At 65.9% G+C, this 19,391-nt stretch carries 22 protein-coding genes and 1 tRNA gene; 11 read left to right on the top strand and 12 right to left on the bottom strand.

Annotated features, from left to right (window positions below):
* The first annotated feature begins 1 nt into the window (after window position 1).
* From ACAM55_RS00825 to ACAM55_RS00815, 3 genes are read left to right on the top strand one after another with little or no spacing between them, the layout of a single operon-like run.
* Window positions 2-1,027, top strand: a complete 1,026-nt coding sequence (locus ACAM55_RS00825) for a thiamine pyrophosphate-dependent dehydrogenase E1 component subunit alpha (protein WP_369654238.1) — start codon at window positions 2-4, stop codon at window positions 1,025-1,027.
* Window positions 1,027-1,989 (top strand): alpha-ketoacid dehydrogenase subunit beta, encoded by a 963-nt coding sequence (locus tag ACAM55_RS00820; protein ID WP_369656479.1) that lies wholly within the window; start codon window positions 1,027-1,029, stop codon window positions 1,987-1,989. The genes ACAM55_RS00825 and ACAM55_RS00820 overlap by 1 nt, the downstream gene beginning before the upstream one ends.
* Before the next feature lie 13 nt (window positions 1,990-2,002).
* Window positions 2,003-2,425, top strand: a complete 423-nt coding sequence (locus ACAM55_RS00815; protein WP_369654237.1) for a MarR family winged helix-turn-helix transcriptional regulator — start codon at window positions 2,003-2,005, stop codon at window positions 2,423-2,425.
* A gap of 4 nt (window positions 2,426-2,429) precedes the next feature.
* On the opposite strand, the gene ACAM55_RS00810 is transcribed toward ACAM55_RS00815, so the two are convergent.
* On the bottom strand, window positions 2,430-3,191 hold the full coding sequence (locus tag ACAM55_RS00810) for an SDR family oxidoreductase (RefSeq protein WP_369654236.1): 762 nt from the start codon (window positions 3,189-3,191) through the stop codon (window positions 2,430-2,432).
* Window positions 3,192-3,306: 115 nt separating this feature from the next.
* On the opposite strand from ACAM55_RS00810, the gene ACAM55_RS00805 reads away from it, so the two are divergent.
* Together ACAM55_RS00805 and ACAM55_RS00800 are read left to right on the top strand one after the other, a co-directional pair.
* Entirely contained in the window at window positions 3,307-4,233 is a 927-nt protein-coding gene (locus ACAM55_RS00805) for a LysR family transcriptional regulator (protein WP_369654235.1), read from the top strand.
* A gap of 62 nt (window positions 4,234-4,295) precedes the next feature.
* On the top strand, window positions 4,296-5,315 hold the full coding sequence (locus ACAM55_RS00800; protein WP_369654234.1) for a Bug family tripartite tricarboxylate transporter substrate binding protein: 1,020 nt from the start codon (window positions 4,296-4,298) through the stop codon (window positions 5,313-5,315).
* Between the two features lie 3 nt (window positions 5,316-5,318).
* Here the strand turns inward: ACAM55_RS00800 and ACAM55_RS00795 are convergent, their stop codons facing one another.
* A complete protein-coding gene (locus ACAM55_RS00795; RefSeq protein ID WP_369654233.1) occupies window positions 5,319-5,642 on the bottom strand; it encodes a DUF1840 domain-containing protein in 324 nt (107 codons plus the stop codon).
* 12 nt (window positions 5,643-5,654) lie between these two features.
* Window positions 5,655-6,923, bottom strand: a complete 1,269-nt coding sequence (locus ACAM55_RS00790) for a class I SAM-dependent methyltransferase (RefSeq protein ID WP_369654232.1) — start codon at window positions 6,921-6,923, stop codon at window positions 5,655-5,657.
* Window positions 6,924-7,039: 116 nt separating this feature from the next.
* Here ACAM55_RS00790 and ACAM55_RS00785 point away from each other — a divergent pair, with 116 nt between their 5' ends.
* The 6 genes from ACAM55_RS00785 (at window position 7,040) to ACAM55_RS00760 (ending at window position 14,065) form a co-directional block, all read left to right on the top strand.
* Window positions 7,040-9,427: a bifunctional salicylyl-CoA 5-hydroxylase/oxidoreductase gene (locus ACAM55_RS00785; protein ID WP_369654231.1), complete on the top strand. Its 2,388-nt coding sequence runs from the start codon at window positions 7,040-7,042 to the stop codon at window positions 9,425-9,427.
* An 86-nt stretch (window positions 9,428-9,513) separates the two neighbouring features.
* Window positions 9,514-9,990, top strand: coding sequence for a MarR family winged helix-turn-helix transcriptional regulator (locus ACAM55_RS00780; protein WP_369654230.1), 477 nt, complete (start codon window positions 9,514-9,516; stop codon window positions 9,988-9,990).
* Complete coding sequence (locus tag ACAM55_RS00775) at window positions 9,987-10,841, top strand: enoyl-CoA hydratase family protein (RefSeq protein WP_369654229.1); 855 nt, start codon at window positions 9,987-9,989, stop codon at window positions 10,839-10,841. The genes ACAM55_RS00780 and ACAM55_RS00775 overlap by 4 nt, the downstream gene beginning before the upstream one ends.
* A gap of 4 nt (window positions 10,842-10,845) precedes the next feature.
* Window positions 10,846-12,039: an acyl-CoA dehydrogenase family protein gene (locus ACAM55_RS00770; RefSeq protein ID WP_369654228.1), complete on the top strand. Its 1,194-nt coding sequence runs from the start codon at window positions 10,846-10,848 to the stop codon at window positions 12,037-12,039.
* Window positions 12,040-12,044: 5 nt separating this feature from the next.
* On the top strand, window positions 12,045-13,670 hold the full coding sequence (locus ACAM55_RS00765) for an AMP-binding protein (RefSeq protein WP_369654227.1): 1,626 nt from the start codon (window positions 12,045-12,047) through the stop codon (window positions 13,668-13,670).
* Window positions 13,667-14,065: a RidA family protein gene (locus tag ACAM55_RS00760; protein WP_093024040.1), complete on the top strand. Its 399-nt coding sequence runs from the start codon at window positions 13,667-13,669 to the stop codon at window positions 14,063-14,065. The genes ACAM55_RS00765 and ACAM55_RS00760 overlap by 4 nt, the downstream gene beginning before the upstream one ends.
* Window positions 14,066-14,171: 106 nt before the next feature.
* Here ACAM55_RS00760 and ACAM55_RS00755 read toward each other — a convergent pair.
* The 9 genes from ACAM55_RS00755 to rplO all read right to left on the bottom strand — a co-directional run bounded on the left by ACAM55_RS00755 (window position 14,172) and on the right by rplO (window position 19,389).
* Window positions 14,172-14,248 (bottom strand) — tRNA-Met (locus ACAM55_RS00755).
* A gap of 18 nt (window positions 14,249-14,266) precedes the next feature.
* The gene (gene rplQ, locus ACAM55_RS00750; RefSeq protein ID WP_015867792.1) at window positions 14,267-14,665 is read right to left on the bottom strand and encodes a 50S ribosomal protein L17; all 399 of its coding nucleotides are present in this window, start codon (window positions 14,663-14,665) and stop codon (window positions 14,267-14,269) included.
* A gap of 86 nt (window positions 14,666-14,751) precedes the next feature.
* The gene (gene rpoA, locus ACAM55_RS00745) at window positions 14,752-15,741 is read right to left on the bottom strand and encodes a DNA-directed RNA polymerase subunit alpha (RefSeq protein WP_028258417.1); all 990 of its coding nucleotides are present in this window, start codon (window positions 15,739-15,741) and stop codon (window positions 14,752-14,754) included.
* A gap of 128 nt (window positions 15,742-15,869) precedes the next feature.
* Window positions 15,870-16,493 (bottom strand): 30S ribosomal protein S4, encoded by a 624-nt coding sequence (gene rpsD / locus ACAM55_RS00740; RefSeq protein ID WP_013544104.1) that lies wholly within the window; start codon window positions 16,491-16,493, stop codon window positions 15,870-15,872.
* 130 nt (window positions 16,494-16,623) lie between these two features.
* Complete coding sequence (gene rpsK / locus ACAM55_RS00735) at window positions 16,624-17,028, bottom strand: 30S ribosomal protein S11 (RefSeq protein WP_009124825.1); 405 nt, start codon at window positions 17,026-17,028, stop codon at window positions 16,624-16,626.
* A 12-nt stretch (window positions 17,029-17,040) separates the two neighbouring features.
* Window positions 17,041-17,406, bottom strand: coding sequence for a 30S ribosomal protein S13 (rpsM, locus tag ACAM55_RS00730; protein WP_013544105.1), 366 nt, complete (start codon window positions 17,404-17,406; stop codon window positions 17,041-17,043).
* A gap of 23 nt (window positions 17,407-17,429) precedes the next feature.
* Complete coding sequence (gene rpmJ, locus ACAM55_RS00725; RefSeq protein ID WP_013544106.1) at window positions 17,430-17,543, bottom strand: 50S ribosomal protein L36; 114 nt, start codon at window positions 17,541-17,543, stop codon at window positions 17,430-17,432.
* Between the two features lie 74 nt (window positions 17,544-17,617).
* Window positions 17,618-18,931, bottom strand: a complete 1,314-nt coding sequence (gene secY, locus ACAM55_RS00720; RefSeq protein ID WP_354396815.1) for a preprotein translocase subunit SecY — start codon at window positions 18,929-18,931, stop codon at window positions 17,618-17,620.
* Between the two features lie 26 nt (window positions 18,932-18,957).
* Window positions 18,958-19,389, bottom strand: a complete 432-nt coding sequence (rplO, locus tag ACAM55_RS00715) for a 50S ribosomal protein L15 (RefSeq protein ID WP_369654226.1) — start codon at window positions 19,387-19,389, stop codon at window positions 18,958-18,960.
* Window positions 19,390-19,391: the final 2 nt, after the last annotated feature.

Below are 19,391 nucleotides of genomic sequence, written 5' to 3'. Positions count from 1 at the left end.
GATGGGTCCGAGCATTTCACCGCGCGGCGCCGGCCAGGCGCTGTACCGCACCATGGTGCGCATCCGCGCCTTCGAGAATGCTGCGGAAGCGGCGAGCCAGGGCGGCGTGAGCGCCTATGGCCAGCAGGCCGCCGGCTCCGCCAAGGTGCGCGGACCGCTGCACCTCTCGACCGGACAGGAAGCCGTGCCGGCCGGCGTGTGCGCCCATCTGCGAACGAGCGACTACCTCACCTCCACCCACCGCGGCCACGGCCATACGCTGGCCAAGGGCGCGGACCTGACACGGATGATGTGCGAGCTGTTCGGCAAGGCCACCGGTTTCAACGGCGGCAAGGGCGGCTCGATGCACATCGCGGATTTTTCCGTCGGCATGCTGGGCGCGAACGGCGTGGTGGCGGCCGGCCTGCCGATTGCGGTGGGTGCGGCGCATGCGCAGAAGCTGCTTCAGAAAAGCGGCGACATCACCGTTTGCTTCTTCGGCGATGGAGCGATCAACCGCGGGCCCTTTCTCGAGGCGCTGAACTGGGCGCGCGTGTACGACCTGCCGGTGCTCTTCGTCTGCGAAGACAACCGCTGGAGCGCCACCACCGCGAGCGGCCCGATGACCGCCGGCGAAGGCGCGTCGGCACGCGCCGCCTCGATGGACATCGCGGCGACGCAGGTCGATGGAAACGATGTATTCGCAGTGCACGAGACTGCGGCAAGGCTGGTCGCCGAGGTGCGCGGCGGTGGCGGGCCGCGCCTGCTGCATGCGCTGACCTACCGGGTGAAGGGGCATGTGTCGGTCGACGTCGCGGCTTACCGTGATACGGCCGAACTGGCTGCCGCGCTCGAAACCGATCCGATCGCGCGGGCGCGCGGGCACCTCCTCTCGCACGGCGTCAGCGCCGCCACGCTCGATGCGATCGAGAACACGGCGCGCGACGAAGTCGATACCGCGCTGGCCGTGGCCGACGCGGCGCCCTGGCCCGAGCCCGGCGACGCCTTCGCGGACGTGCAGACCATCGGAGCTGGGCAATGGCACTGATGATGACGACGGACCTCAGCTATTCCGAAGCCGCCGTGCTCGCCGTCCAGCGCGAGATGGAAGCCGATCCGCGCGTGGTGGTGCTCGGCGAGGACGTGGGCCGCGGCGGCATCTTCGGCCAGTACAAGGGCCTGCAGCAGGCCTTCGGCGCCGAGCGCGTGATCGACACGCCGATCAGCGAGGCCGCGATCATGGGCGCGGGCGTGGGCATGGCGCTCGCGGGCCTGCGGCCCGTGGTGGAAATGCGCGTGGTCGACTTCGCGCTCTGCGGCATGGACGAGCTGGTGAACCAGGCCGCCAAGAACCGCTTCATGTTCGGCGGGCAGGGCCGGGTGCCGCTGGTGGCGCGCATGCCGGGCGGCATCTGGGATGCCTCGGCCGCGCAGCATTCGCAGTCGCTCGAGGCCTGGTTCGCGCACCTGCCGGGCGTGGTGGTGGTGAGCCCCGCGACGCCGCAGGACAACTACAGCCTGTTGCGCGCGGCGCTGCAATGCGGCGATCCGGTGGTCTACATCGAGCACAAGACGCTCTGGGGCCAACGCGGCGTAGTGAACGAGGACGTGGCTGTGCCGCTCGGCAAGGCGCGGCGCGTGCGCGAGGGCGACGCGCTCACGCTCGTGAGCTGGAGCAAGCAGATGCAGGCGTGCGCCGCGGCGTGCGACACGCTCGCGGCCGAAGGCATTGCGGTCGACCTGATCGACCTGCGCACGCTCTGGCCCTGGGACCGCGAAACGGTGCTCGCTTCGTGCGCGCGCACCGGGCGGCTGCTGGTGGTGCACGAGGCGGTGCAGGTGGCGGGCTTCGGCGCCGAAATTGCCGCCAGCGCCGCGGAGGCCACGGGCTGCCGGGTGGCGCGGCTGGGCGCGCCGCGCATTCCGGTCGGCTACGCACCGGTGCTCGAGGCGCAATCGCGCGTGGGCGCCGAAGCCATTGCGGCCGGCGCGAGAAAACTGCTGGGCTGAGCCGCCGCGCGCCATGGACCCGCTGTTCTTCAAGCTGGTGCGGGTGGTGAACCTCACGGCGCGCCCCTTTCATGAAAAGGTGGGCCGCGAGCATCACCTCACGCTGAACGAATGGCGCGTGATGGCAGTGCTTGGTGCAGAGCCCGGGCTCAACGCGACCCAGATTGCCGACCTCACCGGCCTCGACAAGATGGCGGTGAGCCGCGCCCAGGCCGGCCTGAGGCGCCACGGGCGCGTGCTGCGCCATGACGACCCCGCCGACCGGCGCCGCGGCCGGCTCTATCTCACGGCGGCCGGCAAGGCGCTGCACGAGATCGTCGGCGCGTCCGGCCGGCAGCGCGAAGCCGTGCTGTTCGAGGGCGTGACGGCCGACGAACTGGCCCGCCTCGACGCCACCCTGGACAAGCTCATTGCCGCCGTCCAGCGCGCCGACTGAGTCGTCAAGCCGCGAAGCCGCCGTCGATGTTGAGGCTGGCGCCCGTGACGAAACCGGCCTCGGGGCTGGCCAGGTAGGCCACCATGCCGGCGATTTCTTCGGGGCGCGCATGGCGGGCCAGCGCCATCAGGCCGTGCATGGCGGCGGCGTTAGGGCCGTCGACGGGGTTCATGTCGGTGTTCACCGGGCCGGGCTGCACGTTGTTCACCGTGATGCCGCGCGGGCCGAGGTCGCGCGCGAGGCCCTGCACCAGTCCCTTCAGTGCCGACTTGCTCATGGCATAGGCGCTGCCGCCGGGCCAGGGCATGCGCTCGGCGTTGGTGCTTCCGATGTTGATGATGCGGCCGCCTTCGCCCATGTGCCGCACGGCGGCCTTGGCGGCCACGAACACGGCGCGCACGTTGATGTCCAGCGTGCGGTCGAAATCCTCGAGCGAGAAATCTTCCAGGGTGCCGGGCAGGAACACGCCGGCGTTGTTGACGAGCACGTCGATGCGGCCGAGCGTGCGTGCGGCCTCGTCGATGCCGGCGGTGAGCGCGGCGGCGTCGGCGCTGTCGATCTTCAGCGCCAGCGCGCGGCCGCCCTCGGCTTCGATGCTGCGCACGAGTTCGTCGGCCGGGGCGCCGGAGCTGGCATAGCTGAAGGCGACGGCGGCGCCGTCTTCGACCAGGCGGCGCACGATGGCGGCGCCGATGCCGCGCGAACCGCCGGTGACGAAAGCGACTTTGCCCGCGAGGACAGGGGAGGGTGATTTGCCGAGAGACATGAGGATTTTCCTGTCGGTTTTGAGATGGAGACCTTCAGTGTCGTGATTCCATTACCTTTGCGGTAGCCGCCAATTAGCGCAATCAAATTCAACCCATGGTTGAAAATAGCGGTCCATGGAACCGCTCAATCACCTCGAGTCCTTCGTGCAGAGCGCGGAAGGCGGCAGCTTCTCGGCCGCGGCCCGGCGGCTTGGGCTCACGCCTGCCGCGGTCAGCAAGAACGTCGCGCGGCTGGAAACCCGGCTGGGCGTGCGGCTGTTCCAGCGCAGCACGCGCCGCCTCACGCTCACCGAAAGCGGCGAGCGATTCCTGGGCCAGATCGGGGGCGCGCTCGCCACCCTGCAAGACGCGGTGGCCGATATCTCGAAGGACAACGGCCAACCCGCTGGCACGCTCAAGGTGAGCATGGGCCAGGCGTTCGGGCGCGAGCACGTGCTGCCGATGATGGGCGACTTCCTCGCGCGCTACCCGTCGATCCTGCCGGACTGGCACTTCGACAACCAGCAGGTGGACCTGGTGGGCGAAGGCTTCGACGCGGCCATTGGCGGCGGCATCGAGTTGTCGCCCGGCATGGTGGCGCGGGAGCTGTCGCGCATTCACGTGGTGGCGGTGGCCGCCCCCGGCTATCTGGCGGGCCGCACGCTGCCCGCGCACCCGGCGGAGCTGGTGCGGTTCGACGCGCTGCTGCGCCGCTCCTCGCCCACGGGCCGCCTGCGCAGCTGGACGCTGCAGCACGCGGGCGGCGACCAGACCACGGTGGAACTGCCCCGCCCGCGCGCGATCTTCAACGACCCCGAAGCCATTGCGCATGCCGCGCTGATGGGGCTGGGCGTGGCCATGCTGCCGATGCCTTTCGTCGAGCGGGGCCTTCGCAGCGGCGAACTGGTGCGCCTGCTGCCCGAGTGGCATTTCGACGCGGGCGCCGTCTGGCTCTACTACCCGAGCAAGAAGCTGCTGCCCGCCAAGACGCGCGTCTTCATCGACTTCGTGCTGGAGCGTTTTCGCAGCGAGCGCTTCGCAGAGCGGATGCAGGTGGCATAGACCGGCACCACCGGGGTTTTTACTCGCGGCGCGCGAAGCCGTTCACCTGTACAAACGCGCGCATGACTTCTTCAACTTTCAAAACGAATCGGCGGGTAGCGCTTGCCGCTTCTGCGGCTGCCGCCATCGCCCTCGTGGCAACGCCCTCCTGGGCCCAGACCACCTGGCCGAACAAGCCGGTGCGCATCGTCGTGCCCTTTGCAGCGGGCGGCACCACCGACATCCTGGCGCGCGCCGTTGCGCCCGAGTTGTCGAAGGCCTTCGGCCAGCAGTTCATCGTCGACAACCGCGCCGGCGCGGGCGGCAACGTGGGCGCCGAGGTCGTGGCACGCGCGCCGAACGACGGCTATACGCTGCTGATGGGCACGGTCGGCACGCACGGCATCAACCGGGCGCTTTATCCCAAGCTGCCGTTCGACCCGATCAAGGACTTCGTGCCGATCACGCTGGTGGCGGCCGTTCCGAACGTCATGGAGATGAATGCCGACAAGGCAAAGGCATTGAACATCCGCAACGTGCAGGACTTCATCAAGTACGCCAAGGCCAATCCGGGCAAGCTCAACATGGCGTCGAGCGGCAGCGGCACCTCGATCCACCTGGCGGGCGAGCTCTTCAAGAGCATGACCGGCACCTTCATGGCGCACATCCCGTACAAGGGATCGGGCCCGGCGCTGCTCGACATGGTGGGTGGCAATGCAGACGTGATGTTTGACAACCTGCCCTCGTCGATGGCGCAGATCAAGGGCGGCAAGCTCACGGCCCTGGCCGTGACCAGCGCCCAGCGCTCGCCCGCGCTGCCTGACCTTCCGACGGTCGAGGAAGCGGGCGGCCCGGCGCTCAAGGGGTATGAAGCCAGCTCGTGGTTCGGCCTGCTGGCGCCCGCCGGCACCTCGCCCGACATCGTGAACCGGATCCAGCAGGAGGTGGCCAAGTCGCTTGCGACACCCGCCATCAAGGAAAAGATGCTGGCTCAGGGCGCGATTCCGAGCGGCAACACGCCGGCCGAATTCACCAAGCTGATTGCCAGCGAGCACGTGAAGTGGGCGAAGGTGGTGAAGGACTCCGGCGCAAAAGTCGACTGACGCTCAGGTCTTCCAGGTAACGTCTTTTTTCTCGGCCAGCGAGTCCCTCAGCATGTGGAGCAGGGGGGCTGCGCGCTGGTGCAATCCCACGTGCTGCTTCTCAGCCTCGGCGGCGTGGCCTTCGACGGCGTAGTCGTCGTTATTGTGGGGATTGCTGGCTTCGCGTGCCAGCGCGGATTCGAGCGCCGCAATGGCAGCGGGAATCTGCTCGACGGTGACGATGCCTTTGGGCGCGATGTCCTTGCCGATGATGTCGAACAGCTGGCGCGCGTGCACCTCGAGCATCACGAAGTCAGGGGAGGCGCGGGACTGGAATCGGTACAGCATGATTGTTTTCACTCACTTGTAGATGTAGTCACGGGCAAAAGGGTACACCGATTGGGCGCCGCGCAAAACACCGTGCTCGACCCTGCCGTCGGGCTTGGTGGAAAGCATCTGGTGCAGTGAGATCCAGCCTTGTTCGAAGCTCATGGCGGAGCCCGCCAGATAGAGGCGGTAGGCGCGCAGGATGCGCTCCGCGTTCTCGCCCTGCCGCCCACCCGCACGCGCGAGCACCTCGCGCGCCGTTCCGAGCTGCCCCTCGAGCGCGTCGGACCAGGCCCATAGCGTGCGCGCGTAGTGCGGGCGCAGGCTCTCGGTGTCGACCATCTCCAGGCCCGCGGCGGCCGTCTCGCGCAGCACGTGCGTCACGTGCAGGAGTTCGCCGCCCGGGAAGATGTACTTCTCGATGAAATCGCCCATGCCCGCGCCCAGCTGCCGGTAGTCGAGCTGGCCCGAGGTGATGCCGTGGTTCAGGACCAGGCCGCCGGGCTTCAAGAGCGAATGGATCTTGCGGAAGTACGTGGGCATGTTGGCCGCGCCCACGTGCTCGAACATGCCGACCGACGAGATCTTGTCGAAAGGCGCGTCGGCGGAAAGCTCGCGGTAGTCGCGCAGCTCCACGCGCACGCGGTCCTGCAGGCCCTTTTCCTCGATCAGCTGCCGCACATGCGCATGCTGGTTCTTCGACAGGGTGATGCCGGTGGCGTCGACGCCGTAGTGCTCCGCCGCCCACAGCAGCAGCCCGCCCCAGCCGGAGCCGATGTCCAGAAAACGCTCGCCGGGCTGCAGCATCAGCTTGCGGCAGATGTGGTCGAGCTTGGCTTCCTGCGCCTGTGCCAAGGTCAGCTCGGGAGTGCGAAAGTACGCGCACGAATACACCCGGCGCGGGTCGAGCCACAGCGCGTAGAAGTCGTCGGAAACGTCGTAGTGGAACTGGATCTGCTCCGCATCCTTGTTCAACGAATGGGAGCCGCGGGACTTGGCCAGGCGCAGCAGGCGGGTCCACCAGGCGGTGTCGGTCTCGGCGGGGTTGCCGGGCAGCATGCCGACCGTCGCATCGATCAGGTCGCGCATCGCGCCCTCGATCTGCACCTTGCCCTCCACGTAGGCCTCGCCGATGGCGCCCACCTGGTGCGCCGCCAGCTTGGCCAGCGCCGACCACTCGCTGAACGCCAGCGTCACGCGCGACCCCGGCTTGGCCACTCTTCGGCCGTCGGGCAATTCCAGCGCGATGGGCACGGGCAGCGACGCAAGCTGCGACTCGATCTTGGGTATCAAGCTTTGCATGGTGAGCCCATGGTATTGATTTTTTCGGTTTTTTGCATGACATCACACGACTTGCTGGGTACCCCTGTGGTATGACCCCGTTGACACCAGATTGTTTATGCTTAAACTATTCAACCATGAACAGCCTCACCGCCGGCCTTTCCGCCGCACCCGCCATGGACCTTCAACGCATCCTGTGCATCGGCGGCGGCCCCGCGGGCCTCTACTTCGCCTTGCTGATGAAGGCGCGCAAGCCGGCGCTCGAAATCACCGTGGTGGAGCGCAACCGCCCTTTCGACACCTTCGGCTGGGGCGTGGTGCTGAGCGACCAGACGCTCGCCAACCTGGCCGCGGCCGACGCCGAAACCGCGTCGCTCATCGGCCATGAGTTCCACCACTGGGACGACATCCAGGTGTTCTTCAAGGGGCGGCAGGTGCGCTCGGGCGGCCACGGCTTCTGCGGCATCGGCCGCAAGCGGCTCTTGAACATCTTGCAGGAGCGCTGCCTGGCGCTCGGCGTGAAGCTGGTCTTCGAAACCGACGCCACCGACGACCAGGCCATGGCCGCCCAGTACAACGCCGACCTGGTGATTGCCAGCGACGGCCTCAACAGCCGCATCCGCCAGCGCTACGCCGATGTGTTCAAGCCCGACATCGACCTGCGCAACTGCCGCTTCGTGTGGCTCGGCACGCACCAGACCTTCGACGCCTTCACCTTCGCCTTCGAACAGACCGAGCACGGCTGGTTCCAGGCCCACGCCTACCAGTTCGACGACAAGACCTCGACCTTCATCGTCGAGACGCCCGAGGCGGTGTGGAAGGCCCACGGCCTGGACCAGATGGAGCAGCCCGAGGCCATCGCCTTCTGCGAGAAACTGTTTGCCAAATACCTGGGCGGCCACCCGCTCATCAGCAACGCCACGCACCTTCGCGGCTCGGCCAACTGGATCCGCTTTCCGCGCGTGGTGTGCGAACGCTGGACGCACCGCATCGACGTGGAAGGCCGCTCGGTGCCCGTGGTGCTGATGGGCGATGCGGCGCACACGGCGCACTTCTCGATCGGTTCGGGCACCAAGCTCGCGCTCGAGGACGCGATCGACCTGGCGAACGAGTTCGAGCGCGGCGGCACGGTCGACCATGTGCTCGAAGGCTACGAGGCGCGCCGCAGCGTCGAGGTGCTCAAGATCCAGAACGCGGCACGCAACTCGACCGAGTGGTTCGAGAACGTGCCTCGCTACACCGGCATGCAGATCGAGCAGTTCGCCTATTCGCTGCTCACGCGCTCGCAGCGCATCAGCCACGAGAACCTGCGCGTGCGCGACACCGAATGGCTCGGCGGCTACGAGCGGTGGCTCGCCGGGGGCACGCCCGTGGCGCCCATGCTGATGCCGTTCACGGTGCGCGGCCTCACGCTGAAGAACCGCATCCTGGTGTCGCCGATGGCCACCTACAGCGCGGTCGACGGCGTGCCGCAGGATTTTCTGCTGGTGCACCTGGGCGCGCGCGCGCTCGGCGGCGCCGCGATGGTGTGCGTCGAAATGACCAGCCCGACGCCGGAGGGGCGCATCACCCCCGGCTGCACGGGTCTGTACAACGACACGCAGCAGGCGGCGTTCAAGCGCATCGTCGACTTCGTGCACACGCAGTCGAGCGCGAAGATCGCCATGCAGCTCGGCCACAGCGGCCCCAAGGGCTCCACCCGCGTGGGCTGGGAAGGCACCGACGAGCCGCTCGAAAGCGGCAACTGGCCGCTGCTGGCCGCGAGCCCGGTCGCGTATGGCGAACAGAACCAGCTGCCGGCCGCGATGACGCGCGAGCAGATGGACACCATGCGCGAGCGGTTCGTGGATTCCACGCGCCGCGCAGCCGAATGCGGCTTCGACTGGCTCGAGCTGCACTGCGCGCACGGCTACCTGCTGTCGGCCTTCATCAGCCCCCTTACCAACCAGCGCACCGACGAGTACGGCGGCGGCATCGAGGCTCGCTGCCGCTATCCGCTCGAGGTGTTCCGCGCGATGCGCGCCGTGTGGCCGGCCGACAAGCCGATGAGCGTGCGCATCTCGGCGCACGACTGGGCACCCGGCGGCAACACGGATGCCGATGCGGTCGTGGTGGCGCGCCTCTTCAAGGAAGCCGGCGCCGATTTCATCGACGTGTCTTCCGGCCAGACCACGCGCGCGGCCAAGCCGGTGTACGGCCGCATGTACCAGACGCCGTTCTCGGACCGCATCCGCAATGAGGTCGGCATTGCGACCATCGCGGTCGGCGCCATCACCGACGCCGACCAGGCCAACAGCATCATCGCGGCCGGCCGCGCCGACTTGTGCGCCATCGCGCGCCCGCACCTCGCGGATCCCGCCTGGACATTGCACGAAGCCGCCAAGCTGCAAAGCCGCGATGTCGACTGGCCCAAGCAATACCTGAGCGGACGCGACCAGCTCTACCGCGAGATCGCCAAGCAGCAGCAGATGGCCGCAGCCGCGAATGCGGCGCTGGCGGCGCGGAACACCGAGGAGACACACTGAAATGAAACCCCCGCGCTCATCGCTTCGCGTATCGCTGCCCCCCGAGGGGGCGCGTCAGTGCCTTCGGGCGGCCGGGCGCCACTGACATGGACCTCGAAGCACGCGCCCATAGCGAGCACCCCGAGGCCCTGCGCCTCTGGCTGCGGCTCCTCACCTGCACCCAGTTGATCGAGAAGCAGGTGCGCAACGAACTGCGCTCGCAGTTTTCGACCACGCTGCCGCGCTTCGACCTGATGTCGCAGCTCGAACGCTCCCCCGATGGCCTGAAGATGAACGAACTCTCGCGCCGCATGATGGTGACGGGCGGCAACGTCACCGGCATCACCGACCAGCTGGTGACCGAGGGACTGGTCGAGCGCATCAACGTCGAGGGCGACCGCCGTGCCTGGCGCGTGCGGCTCACCGCCCGCGGCCGCAAACTATTCAACGACATGGCGCAGCAGCACGAGGACTGGATCGTCGATGCGTTCGCGGGCCTCAGCGCCAAGGAGATCGCGCAGCTTCACAAGCTGCTCGGCAAGGTCAAGCAACACTCACACAGCCAGATGGCGGAGGCCGAATGAAGCACTACATCGGCGCGGGCAATCCCATGCGCGCGCAATTCGAGGCCAAGGCGCCTTATGAGGCCAGGCACTTCGCGTGGAGCTACGAGGCCGGCGTCGGCACCATCACGCTGAACCGGCCCGAGCGCAAGAACCCGCTCACCTTCGACTCTTACGCCGAGCTGCGCGACCTGTTTCGCGCGCTGACGTATGCGACTGACGTGAAGGCCGTCGTGATCACCGGCGCGGGCGGCAACTTCTGCTCGGGCGGCGACGTGCACGAGATCATCGGCCCGCTCACCACGATGCGCATGCCCGAGTTGCTCGAGTTCACGCGCATGACGGGCGACCTGGTGAAGGCCATCCGCCATTGCCCGCAGCCCATCGTCGGGGCGATCGACGGCGTGTGCGCCGGTGCGGGCGCGATGATCGCGCTGGCTTGCGATCTTCGCTATGGTTCTCCTTCGACGCGCACGGCTTTCTTGTTCACCCGCGTGGGCCTTGCCGGCGCCGACATGGGCGCCTGCGCGCTGCTGCCGCGCGTGATCGGCCAGGGCCGCGCCTCGGAGCTGCTGTTCACCGGCCGCGCGATGACGGCGCAGGAAGGCCAGGCCTGGGGCTTCTTCAATGCGCTGCACGAAAGCGATGCATTGCTCGAAGCCGCCACCAAGGTGGCGCGCGAACTGGCCGAAGGCCCGAGCTTCGCGCACGGCATGACCAAGACCATGCTGTCGCAGGAATGGTCGATGACCATCGACCAGGCCATCGAGGCCGAAGCGCAGGCGCAGGCGATCTGCATGCAGACCGAAGACTTCAAGCGCGCCTATGAAGCCTTTGCCGCCAAGCGCAAGCCTGTGTTCGGTGGGGACTGACGCCATGATGACGAAGATTCCCGCACCGCCTTCGACAGCGCACCTCGCGCTGCCGTTCTTCGACGACGCCCACCAGGCGCTTGCACGCGACCTGCTGCCCTGGTGCGCAGCCCAGGAGGTGGATGAGCGCGACGACCGCGCCGCTTGCCGCGAATGGGTGCGCCGCCTCGGCGATGGCGGCTGGCTGCGCTATGCCGTGCCCGGCAGCGCGGGCGGCGCGCTGGAACGCCTCGATTCGCGCGCGCTGGTGCTGCTGCGCGAGACGCTCGGCTACCACTCGCCGCTGGCCGACTTCGCGTTTGCGATGCAGGGCCTGGGCAGCGGCGCGATCACGCTCGCGGGCACGCCCGATCAGCAATCGCACTACCTCACGTCCGTCGGCAAGGGCGGCAGGATCGCCGCCTTCGCGCTCAGCGAACCCGAGGCCGGTTCGGACGTGGCCGCCATGGCCATGCGCGCAGAGGCCACGGCCGACGGATGGCGCCTGCATGGCGAAAAGACCTGGATCAGCAACGGCGGCATCGCCGACTTCTATTGCGTGTTCGCGAAGACGGAGCCGGCGGCCGGCACGCGCGGCATCACCGCGTTCATCGTCGATGCGAAGACGGCCGGTCTCGATACGTCCGAGCACATCGACGTGATGGCGCCGCACCCGCTTGCCACCTTGCGCTTCGAGAACTGCATCGTGCCGCGCACGGCGCAGCTCGGCGAGCTCAACGGCGGCTTCAAGCTGGCAATGCGCACGCTCGACATCTTCCGCGCGTCGGTGGCGGGTGCCGCGCTCGGCATGGGCCGCCGCGCACTCGCCGAGGCGATTGCGCATGCGAAGGGCCGGCGCATGTTCGGGCAGACGCTGGCCGACTTCCAGCTCACCCAGGCCAAGCTCGGCGAGATGGCGGCGCTGATCGACAGTGCCGCCTTGCTCACCTACCGCGCGGCGTGGATGCGCGATGACGCCGAACAGCGCGGCGCCCCCCCGGTAGGCGACGTGTCGGCTGCCGCGGCCATGGCCAAGATGTGCGCCACCGAGAACGCAAGCCGCGTGATCGACATGGCACTGCAGATGCACGGCGGCCTTGGCGTGAAGGTCGGCACGAAGATCGAGAGCCTCTACCGCGACATCCGCTCGCTGCGCATTTACGAAGGCGCGACGGAAGTTCAACAACTGATCATTGGCAAATCCGTTCTGCGGGGATAAACACCGTGTCTGCACAAGTCGACCGCTTCGTTCACGACCGCCTGCCGCCCGCCGAGCAGTTGCCGGTCTTCCGCTACGACCTGCCGGAGTTGCAGCTGCCCGATCAGCTGAACCTGGTCGAGGAGCTGCTGGACAAGGCACCCGCCAAGGGGTTCGGCGACAAGCCGATGCTGCGTTCCCCCACCGGTACGCTGACGTATTCGCAGGCCGCCGTCGAAGTCAACCGCATCGCGCAGGTACTGGTCGAAGACCTGGGCCTCGTGCCCGGCAATCGCGTGCTGCTGCGCGGCGGCAATTCGGTGTCCATGGCCTTGTCGTGGCTCGCCGTGGTGAAGGCCGGCTTGATCGCGGTGGCCACCATGCCGCTGCTGCGCGCCAAGGAACTGGGCGAGATCATCGAGAAGGCCCGCCCCGTGGCGGCGCTGTGCGACGGCCGGCTGCTCGACGAGCTGGTGCTCGCGCAGCGCGAACATCCAGTGCTTGCCACGGTGGTGGCGTTCAACAAGCCCGACGCGCCCGATTCGTTGTCGGCACGCGCGGCCGGCAAGAGCGGCGTGTTCACCGCATGCCCCACGGCGTCGGACGACATCGCCCTGCTCGCTTTCACTTCCGGCACCACGGGCAAGCCCAAGGCACCGGTCACCACGCACCGCGACGTGCTGGCGATGTGCGAAACCTGGCCGCGCCACGTGCTGAAGGCGCAAAGCGACGACATCGTGATCGGCTCGCCGCCGCTGGCCTTCACGTTCGGACTCGGCGGACTGCTGGTGTTTCCGATGTGGGCCGGCGCTTCCGTGTACTTTGCCGATGCGCCCTTCACGCCCGAAGGGTTGGTGAAGCTCATCAACGAAGTTGGCGCGACGATCTGCTACACCGCGCCCACCTTCTATCGCCAGATGGCGCCCTTCGTCCGGCAGCACGGCGCGCCGAGCCTGCGCATCTGCGTGAGCGCCGGCGAGGCGCTGCCCGACGCCACGCGGCAGCTCTGGAAGGAAGCCACCGGCATCGAGATGCTCGACGGCATCGGCGGCACCGAGGTGTTCCACATCTACATCTCCGCCGCGGGCGACGAGGTTCGCCGCGGCGCGGTCGGCAAGGTGGTGCCGGGCTTCACGGCGAAGGTGGTGGACAACCAGGGCAACGAGGTGCCGCGCGGCACGGTCGGCAAGCTGGCGCTGCAGGGGCCGGTGGGCTGCCGCTATCTCGACGATCCGCGCCAGGCCGATTATGTGAAGAACGGCTGGAACTACCCCGGCGATTCGTTCGTGCAGGACGACGACGGCTACTTCTTCTACCAGGCACGCGCCGACGACATGATCATCACCGCCGGCTACAACGTCGGCGGGCCGGAGGTGGAGGATGCACTGCTCAAGCACCCGGCCGTGGCCGAGTGCGGCGTGATCGGCAAGCCGGATCCCGACCGCGGCATGATCGTGAAGGCCTTCTGTGTATTGAAACCCGGCCATGAAGGCGATGCGGCACTCGTCAAGGCGCTGCAGGACCACGTGAAAGCCACCATCGCGCCATTCAAATACCCGCGGGAGATCGAATTCGTGACGGTGCTGCCACGCACTGAGACCGGCAAGCTCCAGCGCTTCAAACTGAGACAACTCGACCACACCACATCATGATGAACAAACTCTTGCAGCCACCAGGCTGGTTGCCCCCCAAGGGCTATGCGAATGGCGTGGCCGCGCGCGGCACCATGGTGTTCGTCGGCGGACAGATCGGCTGGAATGCGCAGCAGCAATTCGAATCGGACGACTTCATCGACCAATGCGGCCTGGCGCTGCGCAACATTGCCGAGGTGCTGCGCGAAGCCGGCGCCGGCCCCGAGCACATGGTTCGCATGACCTGGTACGTGACGGACCGCGACGAGTACAGCCGCCGGCTGGCGGAACTCGGACCCGTGTACCGTGATGCCATGGGGCGCAACTTCCCGGCCATGACCTGCGTGCAGGTGGCGGCGCTGGTCGAGCCGCGCGCCAAGATCGAGATCGAGGTCACGGCGGTCATCCCGGACTGACGCAAACTCGACCCATAAAAAAAGCCCTCTTCGCGAGGGCATTTTTTTATTTGAATTCTTCGACCCAAGAAAAAAGGCCCTTTGAAATTCAAAGGGCCTTTTAAATTGGTTGCGCGAGCAAGATTTGAACTTGCGACCTTTGGGTTATGAGCCCAACGAGCTACCAGGCTGCTCCATCGCGCGGCAAGATGGAATTATACCTTATTCAGCAGCGCCTTGCTCGGCGGCTTCTTCTTTAATTTCAGGACGATCGACCAGTTCGACCAGTGCCATGGGTGCATTGTCGCCAACGCGGAAACCCATCTTCAGGATGCGGGTGTAGCCGCCCGGACGCGCTGCGAAACGCGGGCCGAGTTCGCCGAAGAGCTTGACGACGCTGTCGCGGTCGCGCAGGCGGTCGAAGGCCAGGCGCTTGTTGGCAACCGTGGGCTTCTTGGCGAGCGTGATCATCGGTTCGATGACGCGGCGCAGTTCCTTGGCCTTGGGGACCGTGGTCTTGATGACTTCGTGCTCGATGAGCGAATTCATCATGTTCTGCAGCATCGCAAGGCGGTGCGAGCTGGTGCGGTTGAGTTTGCGGAGTCCGTGTCCGTGACGCATGGTGCTTTCCTTTACTTTATTAAACAGGCAGCCGTATCAGGTACTGCCCGGTGCACGGGCCCTCGTGGGCCCACTTCTTCAAAAAATCAACGCTTGTCGAGGCCGGCCGGCGGCCAGCTTTCGAGCTTCATACCCAAGGTCAGGCCGCGCGAGGCAAGCACTTCCTTGATTTCGTTGAGCGACTTGCGACCCAGGTTCGGGGTCTTGAGCAGCTCGTTCTCGGTGCGCTGGATCAGGTCGCCGATGTAGTAGATGTTTTCGGCCTTCAGGCAGTTGGCCGAACGCACGGTCAGTTCGAGTTCGTCGACAGGGCGCAGCAGGATCGGGTCGAATTGCTGTGCGCTGCGCGGTGCCGGCGTATCGAACGCAGCCAGTTCGCCGCCTTCGAGCTGTGCGAACACGGCCAGTTGCTCGACCAGGATTTTAGCCGAGGCGCGCACGGCGTCTTCGGCGGTGATCGCGCCGTTGGTTTCGATCTCGACCAGCAGCTTGTCCAGATCGGTGCGCTGTTCGACGCGGGCGCTTTCGACCGTGTAGCTCACGCGCTTCACGGGCGAGAACGAAGCGTCCAGGACGATGCGGCCAATCGACTTGGTCGGCTCGTCGGCGTAGCGGCGCATCGTGCCGGGCACATAGCCGCGGCCCTTTTCGACCTTGATCTGCATGTCGAGCTTGCCGCCTTGCGACAGGTGCGCGATCACGTGGTCGGGGTTGATGATCTCGACGTCGTGCGGGGTCTGGATGTCCGACGCCAGGACCGGGCCTTCGCCGTCCTTGCGCAGGCTCAGCGTGACTTCGTCGCGGTTGTGGAGCTTGAACACCACGCCCTTGAGGTTCAGAAGGATGTTGACGACATCTTCCTGCACGCCGTCGATCGACGAGTACTCATGCAGAACGCCGGCGATCGTGACTTCAGTGGCCGAATAACCGACCATCGACGACAGCAGAACGCGACGCAGCGCGTTGCCGAGCGTGTGGCCGTAGCCTCGCTCGAAAGGCTCGAGCGTGACCTTGGCCTTGTTGGCGGCAAGTTGCTCGACCTGAATGGTCTTGGGTTTCAGCAGGGTGGTTTGCATGCAGACTTCCTCTCAATACCCCCGGCTCGTTACACCGGTAAGGCTGGTGAAGCACCCGTCGAGAGTGCCTCCCGATGGGAACAAAAAATTCAAGTTCGTGCCGCGCGAAGCGGCACGTTATCGTCTGTTTAGCGCGAGTACAGTTCGACGATCAGCGATTCGTTGATGTCGGCTGCGAATTCGTCGCGATCGGGCACCTTCTTGAAGGTGCCTTCGGCCTTGTCGGCATTCACTTCGACCCAGGCCGGGATACCGACTTGTTGGGCGAGCTGGAGCGCTTCGGCAATGCGGGTCTGCTTCTTCGACTTGTCGCGAACGGCGATCACGTCGCCGGTCTTCACCAGGTACGACGGGATGTTGACCGACTGGCCATTCACCGTGATCGCCTTGTGCGACACGAGCTGGCGTGCTTCGGCGCGCGTCGAGCCGAAGCCCATGCGGTAGACGACGTTGTCCAGGCGCGATTCGAGGATGAACAGCAGGTTGGCGCCCGTGTTGCCACGGCGGCGATCGGCTTCTTCGAAGTAGCGGCGGAACTGCTTCTCGAGCACGCCGTACATGCGCTTGACCTTCTGCTTTTCGCGCAGCTGCAGGCCGTAGTCGGAGGTGCGCTGACCCGAAGTGCGGCCGTGCTGGCCGGGCTTGGAATCGAACTTGGCCTTGTCCTGGATGGAGCGGCGGGCGCTCTTCAGGAACAGGTCGGTGCCTTCACGGCGGGAGAGTTTGGCCTTGGGGCCGAGGTAGCGTGCCACGAGTTTTCCTTTGTGTCATCTGCCGCAGTTGCCTGCGGGAGCCATCGGCGCGGACGCGGATGGCGGTGGGCTTAGTAAAAAAACAAATGCGCAGCCGCTCAAAAGCCGGCTGCGCCTTGCGGACTGACGATCAGATGCGGCGACGCTTCTGGGGACGGCAGCCGTTGTGCGGAACGGGCGTCACGTCGGCAATGGAATTGATCCGGATGCCGAGCGCAGCCAGTGCGCGCACCGACGATTCGCGACCGGGGCCCGGGCCCTTGATCTCGACGTCGAGGTTCTTGATGCCTTGTTCGACCGCAGCACGGCCGGCCACTTCGGAAGCCACCTGCGCAGCGAACGGCGTCGACTTGCGCGAGCCCTTGAAGCCCTGGCCACCCGACGAAGCCCACGACAGGGCGTTGCCCTGGCGATCGGTGATCGTGATGATGGTGTTGTTGAACGAGGCATGCACGTGGGCGATGCCGTCCGCAACGTTCTTGCGAACCTTCTTGCGAACGCGCTGTGCGGCGTTGTTTGCAGGTGCTTTAGCCATGCTGGTCTATCCTTATTTCTTCAGGGACTGCGCAGCCTTGCGCGGACCCTTGCGGGTGCGGGCATTGGTGCGCGTGCGCTGGCCGCGCATCGGCAGGCCGCGACGGTGACGGAAGCCGCGATAGCAGCCGATGTCCATCAAACGCTTGATGTTCATCGTCGTCTCGCGACGCAGATCGCCTTCGATGGTGAAGAGAGCGATCTGGTCGCGGATCTTTTCGAGATCGGCGTCGGTCAGATCCTTGATCTTCTTCGAATATTCGATGCCGCTCGCTTCGCAGATTTGACGGGCGCGCGTGCGACCGATGCCGAAGATGGCGGTCAGGCCGATTTCAGCGTGCTTGTGCGGCGGAATGTTGATGCCAGCAATACGTGCCATGTGCGTCCTCTAATACTCTTCAATCAACCCTGGCGCTGCTTGTGGCGCGGGTCGGTGCAAATCACACGCACCACACCTTTACGGCGGATGACCTTGCAATTACGGCAGATGGTTTTGACCGAAGCCGAAACTCTCATTTCATTCTCCTAAAACTGTTTAACGTGGCGGTACACCGCCCATACCCAAATTCTCAATACTGAAACTCACAGCCCTACGATGTCTTGAAGTTGGCCTTCTTCAGCAGCGATTCGTACTGCTGGGACATCATGTAGTTTTGCACCTGGGCCATGAAGTCCATCGTGACGACCACGATGATCAGCAGGGAGGTACCACCGAAGTAGAACGGCACGTTGTACTTCAGGATCAGGAACTCGGGCAGCAGGCAGACGAAGGTGATGTACACCGCGCCAGCCAACGTCAGGCGAACCAGAATCTTGTCGATATAGCGAGCGGTCTGGTCACCCGGACGAATGCCCGGAATGAAGGCACCGCTCTTCTTCAGGTTGTCGGCCGTTTCCTTGCTGTTGAACACGAGCGCCGTGTAGAAGAAGCAGAAGAAAACGATCGCGGCAGCGTACAGCAGCACATAGATCGGTTCGCCCGGGCGCAGTGCGCCGGCAATGTCCTTGATCCAGCGGAAACCACCTTCGCCGGTGCTGAACCAGCCGACCACCGTCGCGGGCAGCAGGATGATCGACGAGGCGAAGATCGGCGGAATCACACCGGCCATGTTCAGCTTCAAGGGCAGATGCGACGACTGGCCGCCATACACCTTGTTGCCGACCTGGCGCCGCGCATAGTTCACGAGGATCTTGCGCTGGCCGCGTTCGACGAACACCACGAAGTAGGTGACAAGCACCACGACCGCGATGATGAAGAGCGCAATGATCGGATTCATCGCACCGGTGGTCACCAGCGAAGCGAGGCCGCCGATGGCGTTCGGCAGACCGGCCGCGATACCTGCAAAGATCAGGATCGAGATGCCGTTGCCCAGGCCGCGTTCGGTGATCTGCTCGCCGAGCCACATCAGGAACATCGAACCTGCCGTGAGGCTCACCATCGCGGTCAGGCGGAAGCCGAAACCGGGAGCGATGACCAGGCCGGCCGACGATTCGAGGGCCACTGCAATGCTGAACGACTGGAACAGGGCCAGGCCCAGCGCGCCGTAGCGCGTGTACTGCGTGATCTTGCGGCGGCCGGCCTCGCCTTCCTTCTTCAATTGCTCGAAGGTCGGAAGCACGTAGGTCATCAGCTGCATGATGATCGACGCCGAGATGTACGGCATGATCCCCAACGCGAACACGGTGAAGCGCGACAGCGCCCCGCCCGAGAACATGTTGAACAGGCTCAGGATGCCGCCCTGCTGGCCCTGGAACAACGCAGCCAGCTGGTCCGGGTTGATACCCGGCACAGGAATGTGCGCGCCGATCCGGTAGACCACGAGCGCGAGCAGCAAAAAGACGAGCCGACGACGGAGGTCGCCGAACTTGCCTGTTTTTGCGATCGTTGCCGCGTTAGTTGCCACGAAGAACTTCTTTCAGTCCAGTGTGATCAGGCGACGCTGCCGCCGGCTGCTTCGATCGCAGCCTTGGCACCAGCGGTTGCACCCACGCCCGTCAGCTTGACGGCCTTGGTGAGTTCACCGGTCTTGACGACCTTGACCACCTTGGCGAGCTGGCCCACGAGGCCGGCTTGCTTGAGCGCCAGGACATCGACTTCGGCCAGGCCGAGCTGCTCGAGGGCAGTCAGCGTGACTTCAGCGTTGAACTTCAGCAGGTGCGACTTGAAGCCGCGCTTCGGCAGGCGACGCTGCAGCGGCATTTGACCGCCTTCGAAGCCGACCTTGTGGAAACCGCCTGCGCGCGACTTCTGGCCCTTGTGACCGCGACCTGCGGTCTTGCCGATACCGGAGCCGATACCGCGGCCGACACGGCGCTTGGCGTGCTTGGCGCCATCCGCCGGCTTGATGCCATTGAGTTCCATAT

The organism is Variovorax sp. V213 (assembly GCF_041154455.1).
GTDB lineage: Bacteria > Pseudomonadota > Gammaproteobacteria > Burkholderiales > Burkholderiaceae_C > Variovorax.
Note: the sequence above shows the minus strand (reverse complement) of the source record. Positions and strands in the feature narration are given on the sequence as shown.

What these genes read in the sequence shown, in the direction of transcription:
- ACAM55_RS00825 (WP_369654238.1), top strand. Translation starts at nt 2, where the DNA reads ATGGGTCCGAGCATTTCACCGCGCGGCGCCGGCCAGGCGCTGTACCGC.
- ACAM55_RS00820 (WP_369656479.1), top strand. Translation starts at nt 1,027, where the DNA reads ATGATGACGACGGACCTCAGCTATTCCGAAGCCGCCGTGCTCGCCGTC.
- ACAM55_RS00815 (WP_369654237.1), top strand. Translation starts at nt 2,003, where the DNA reads ATGGACCCGCTGTTCTTCAAGCTGGTGCGGGTGGTGAACCTCACGGCG.
- ACAM55_RS00810 (WP_369654236.1), bottom strand. Translation starts at nt 3,191, where the DNA reads ATGTCTCTCGGCAAATCACCCTCCCCTGTCCTCGCGGGCAAAGTCGCT.
- ACAM55_RS00805 (WP_369654235.1), top strand. Translation starts at nt 3,307, where the DNA reads ATGGAACCGCTCAATCACCTCGAGTCCTTCGTGCAGAGCGCGGAAGGC.
- ACAM55_RS00800 (WP_369654234.1), top strand. Translation starts at nt 4,296, where the DNA reads ATGACTTCTTCAACTTTCAAAACGAATCGGCGGGTAGCGCTTGCCGCT.
- ACAM55_RS00795 (WP_369654233.1), bottom strand. Translation starts at nt 5,642, where the DNA reads ATGCTGTACCGATTCCAGTCCCGCGCCTCCCCTGACTTCGTGATGCTC.
- ACAM55_RS00790 (WP_369654232.1), bottom strand. Translation starts at nt 6,923, where the DNA reads ATGCAAAGCTTGATACCCAAGATCGAGTCGCAGCTTGCGTCGCTGCCC.
- ACAM55_RS00785 (WP_369654231.1), top strand. Translation starts at nt 7,040, where the DNA reads ATGAACAGCCTCACCGCCGGCCTTTCCGCCGCACCCGCCATGGACCTT.
- ACAM55_RS00780 (WP_369654230.1), top strand. Translation starts at nt 9,514, where the DNA reads ATGGACCTCGAAGCACGCGCCCATAGCGAGCACCCCGAGGCCCTGCGC.
- ACAM55_RS00775 (WP_369654229.1), top strand. Translation starts at nt 9,987, where the DNA reads ATGAAGCACTACATCGGCGCGGGCAATCCCATGCGCGCGCAATTCGAG.
- ACAM55_RS00770 (WP_369654228.1), top strand. Translation starts at nt 10,846, where the DNA reads ATGATGACGAAGATTCCCGCACCGCCTTCGACAGCGCACCTCGCGCTG.
- ACAM55_RS00760 (WP_093024040.1), top strand. Translation starts at nt 13,667, where the DNA reads ATGATGAACAAACTCTTGCAGCCACCAGGCTGGTTGCCCCCCAAGGGC.
- rplQ (WP_015867792.1), bottom strand. Translation starts at nt 14,665, where the DNA reads ATGCGTCACGGACACGGACTCCGCAAACTCAACCGCACCAGCTCGCAC.
- rpoA (WP_028258417.1), bottom strand. Translation starts at nt 15,741, where the DNA reads ATGCAAACCACCCTGCTGAAACCCAAGACCATTCAGGTCGAGCAACTT.
- rpsK (WP_009124825.1), bottom strand. Translation starts at nt 17,028, where the DNA reads ATGGCTAAAGCACCTGCAAACAACGCCGCACAGCGCGTTCGCAAGAAG.
- rpsM (WP_013544105.1), bottom strand. Translation starts at nt 17,406, where the DNA reads ATGGCACGTATTGCTGGCATCAACATTCCGCCGCACAAGCACGCTGAA.
- rpmJ (WP_013544106.1), bottom strand. Translation starts at nt 17,543, where the DNA reads ATGAGAGTTTCGGCTTCGGTCAAAACCATCTGCCGTAATTGCAAGGTC.
- rplO (WP_369654226.1), bottom strand. Translation starts at nt 19,389, where the DNA reads ATGGAACTCAATGGCATCAAGCCGGCGGATGGCGCCAAGCACGCCAAG.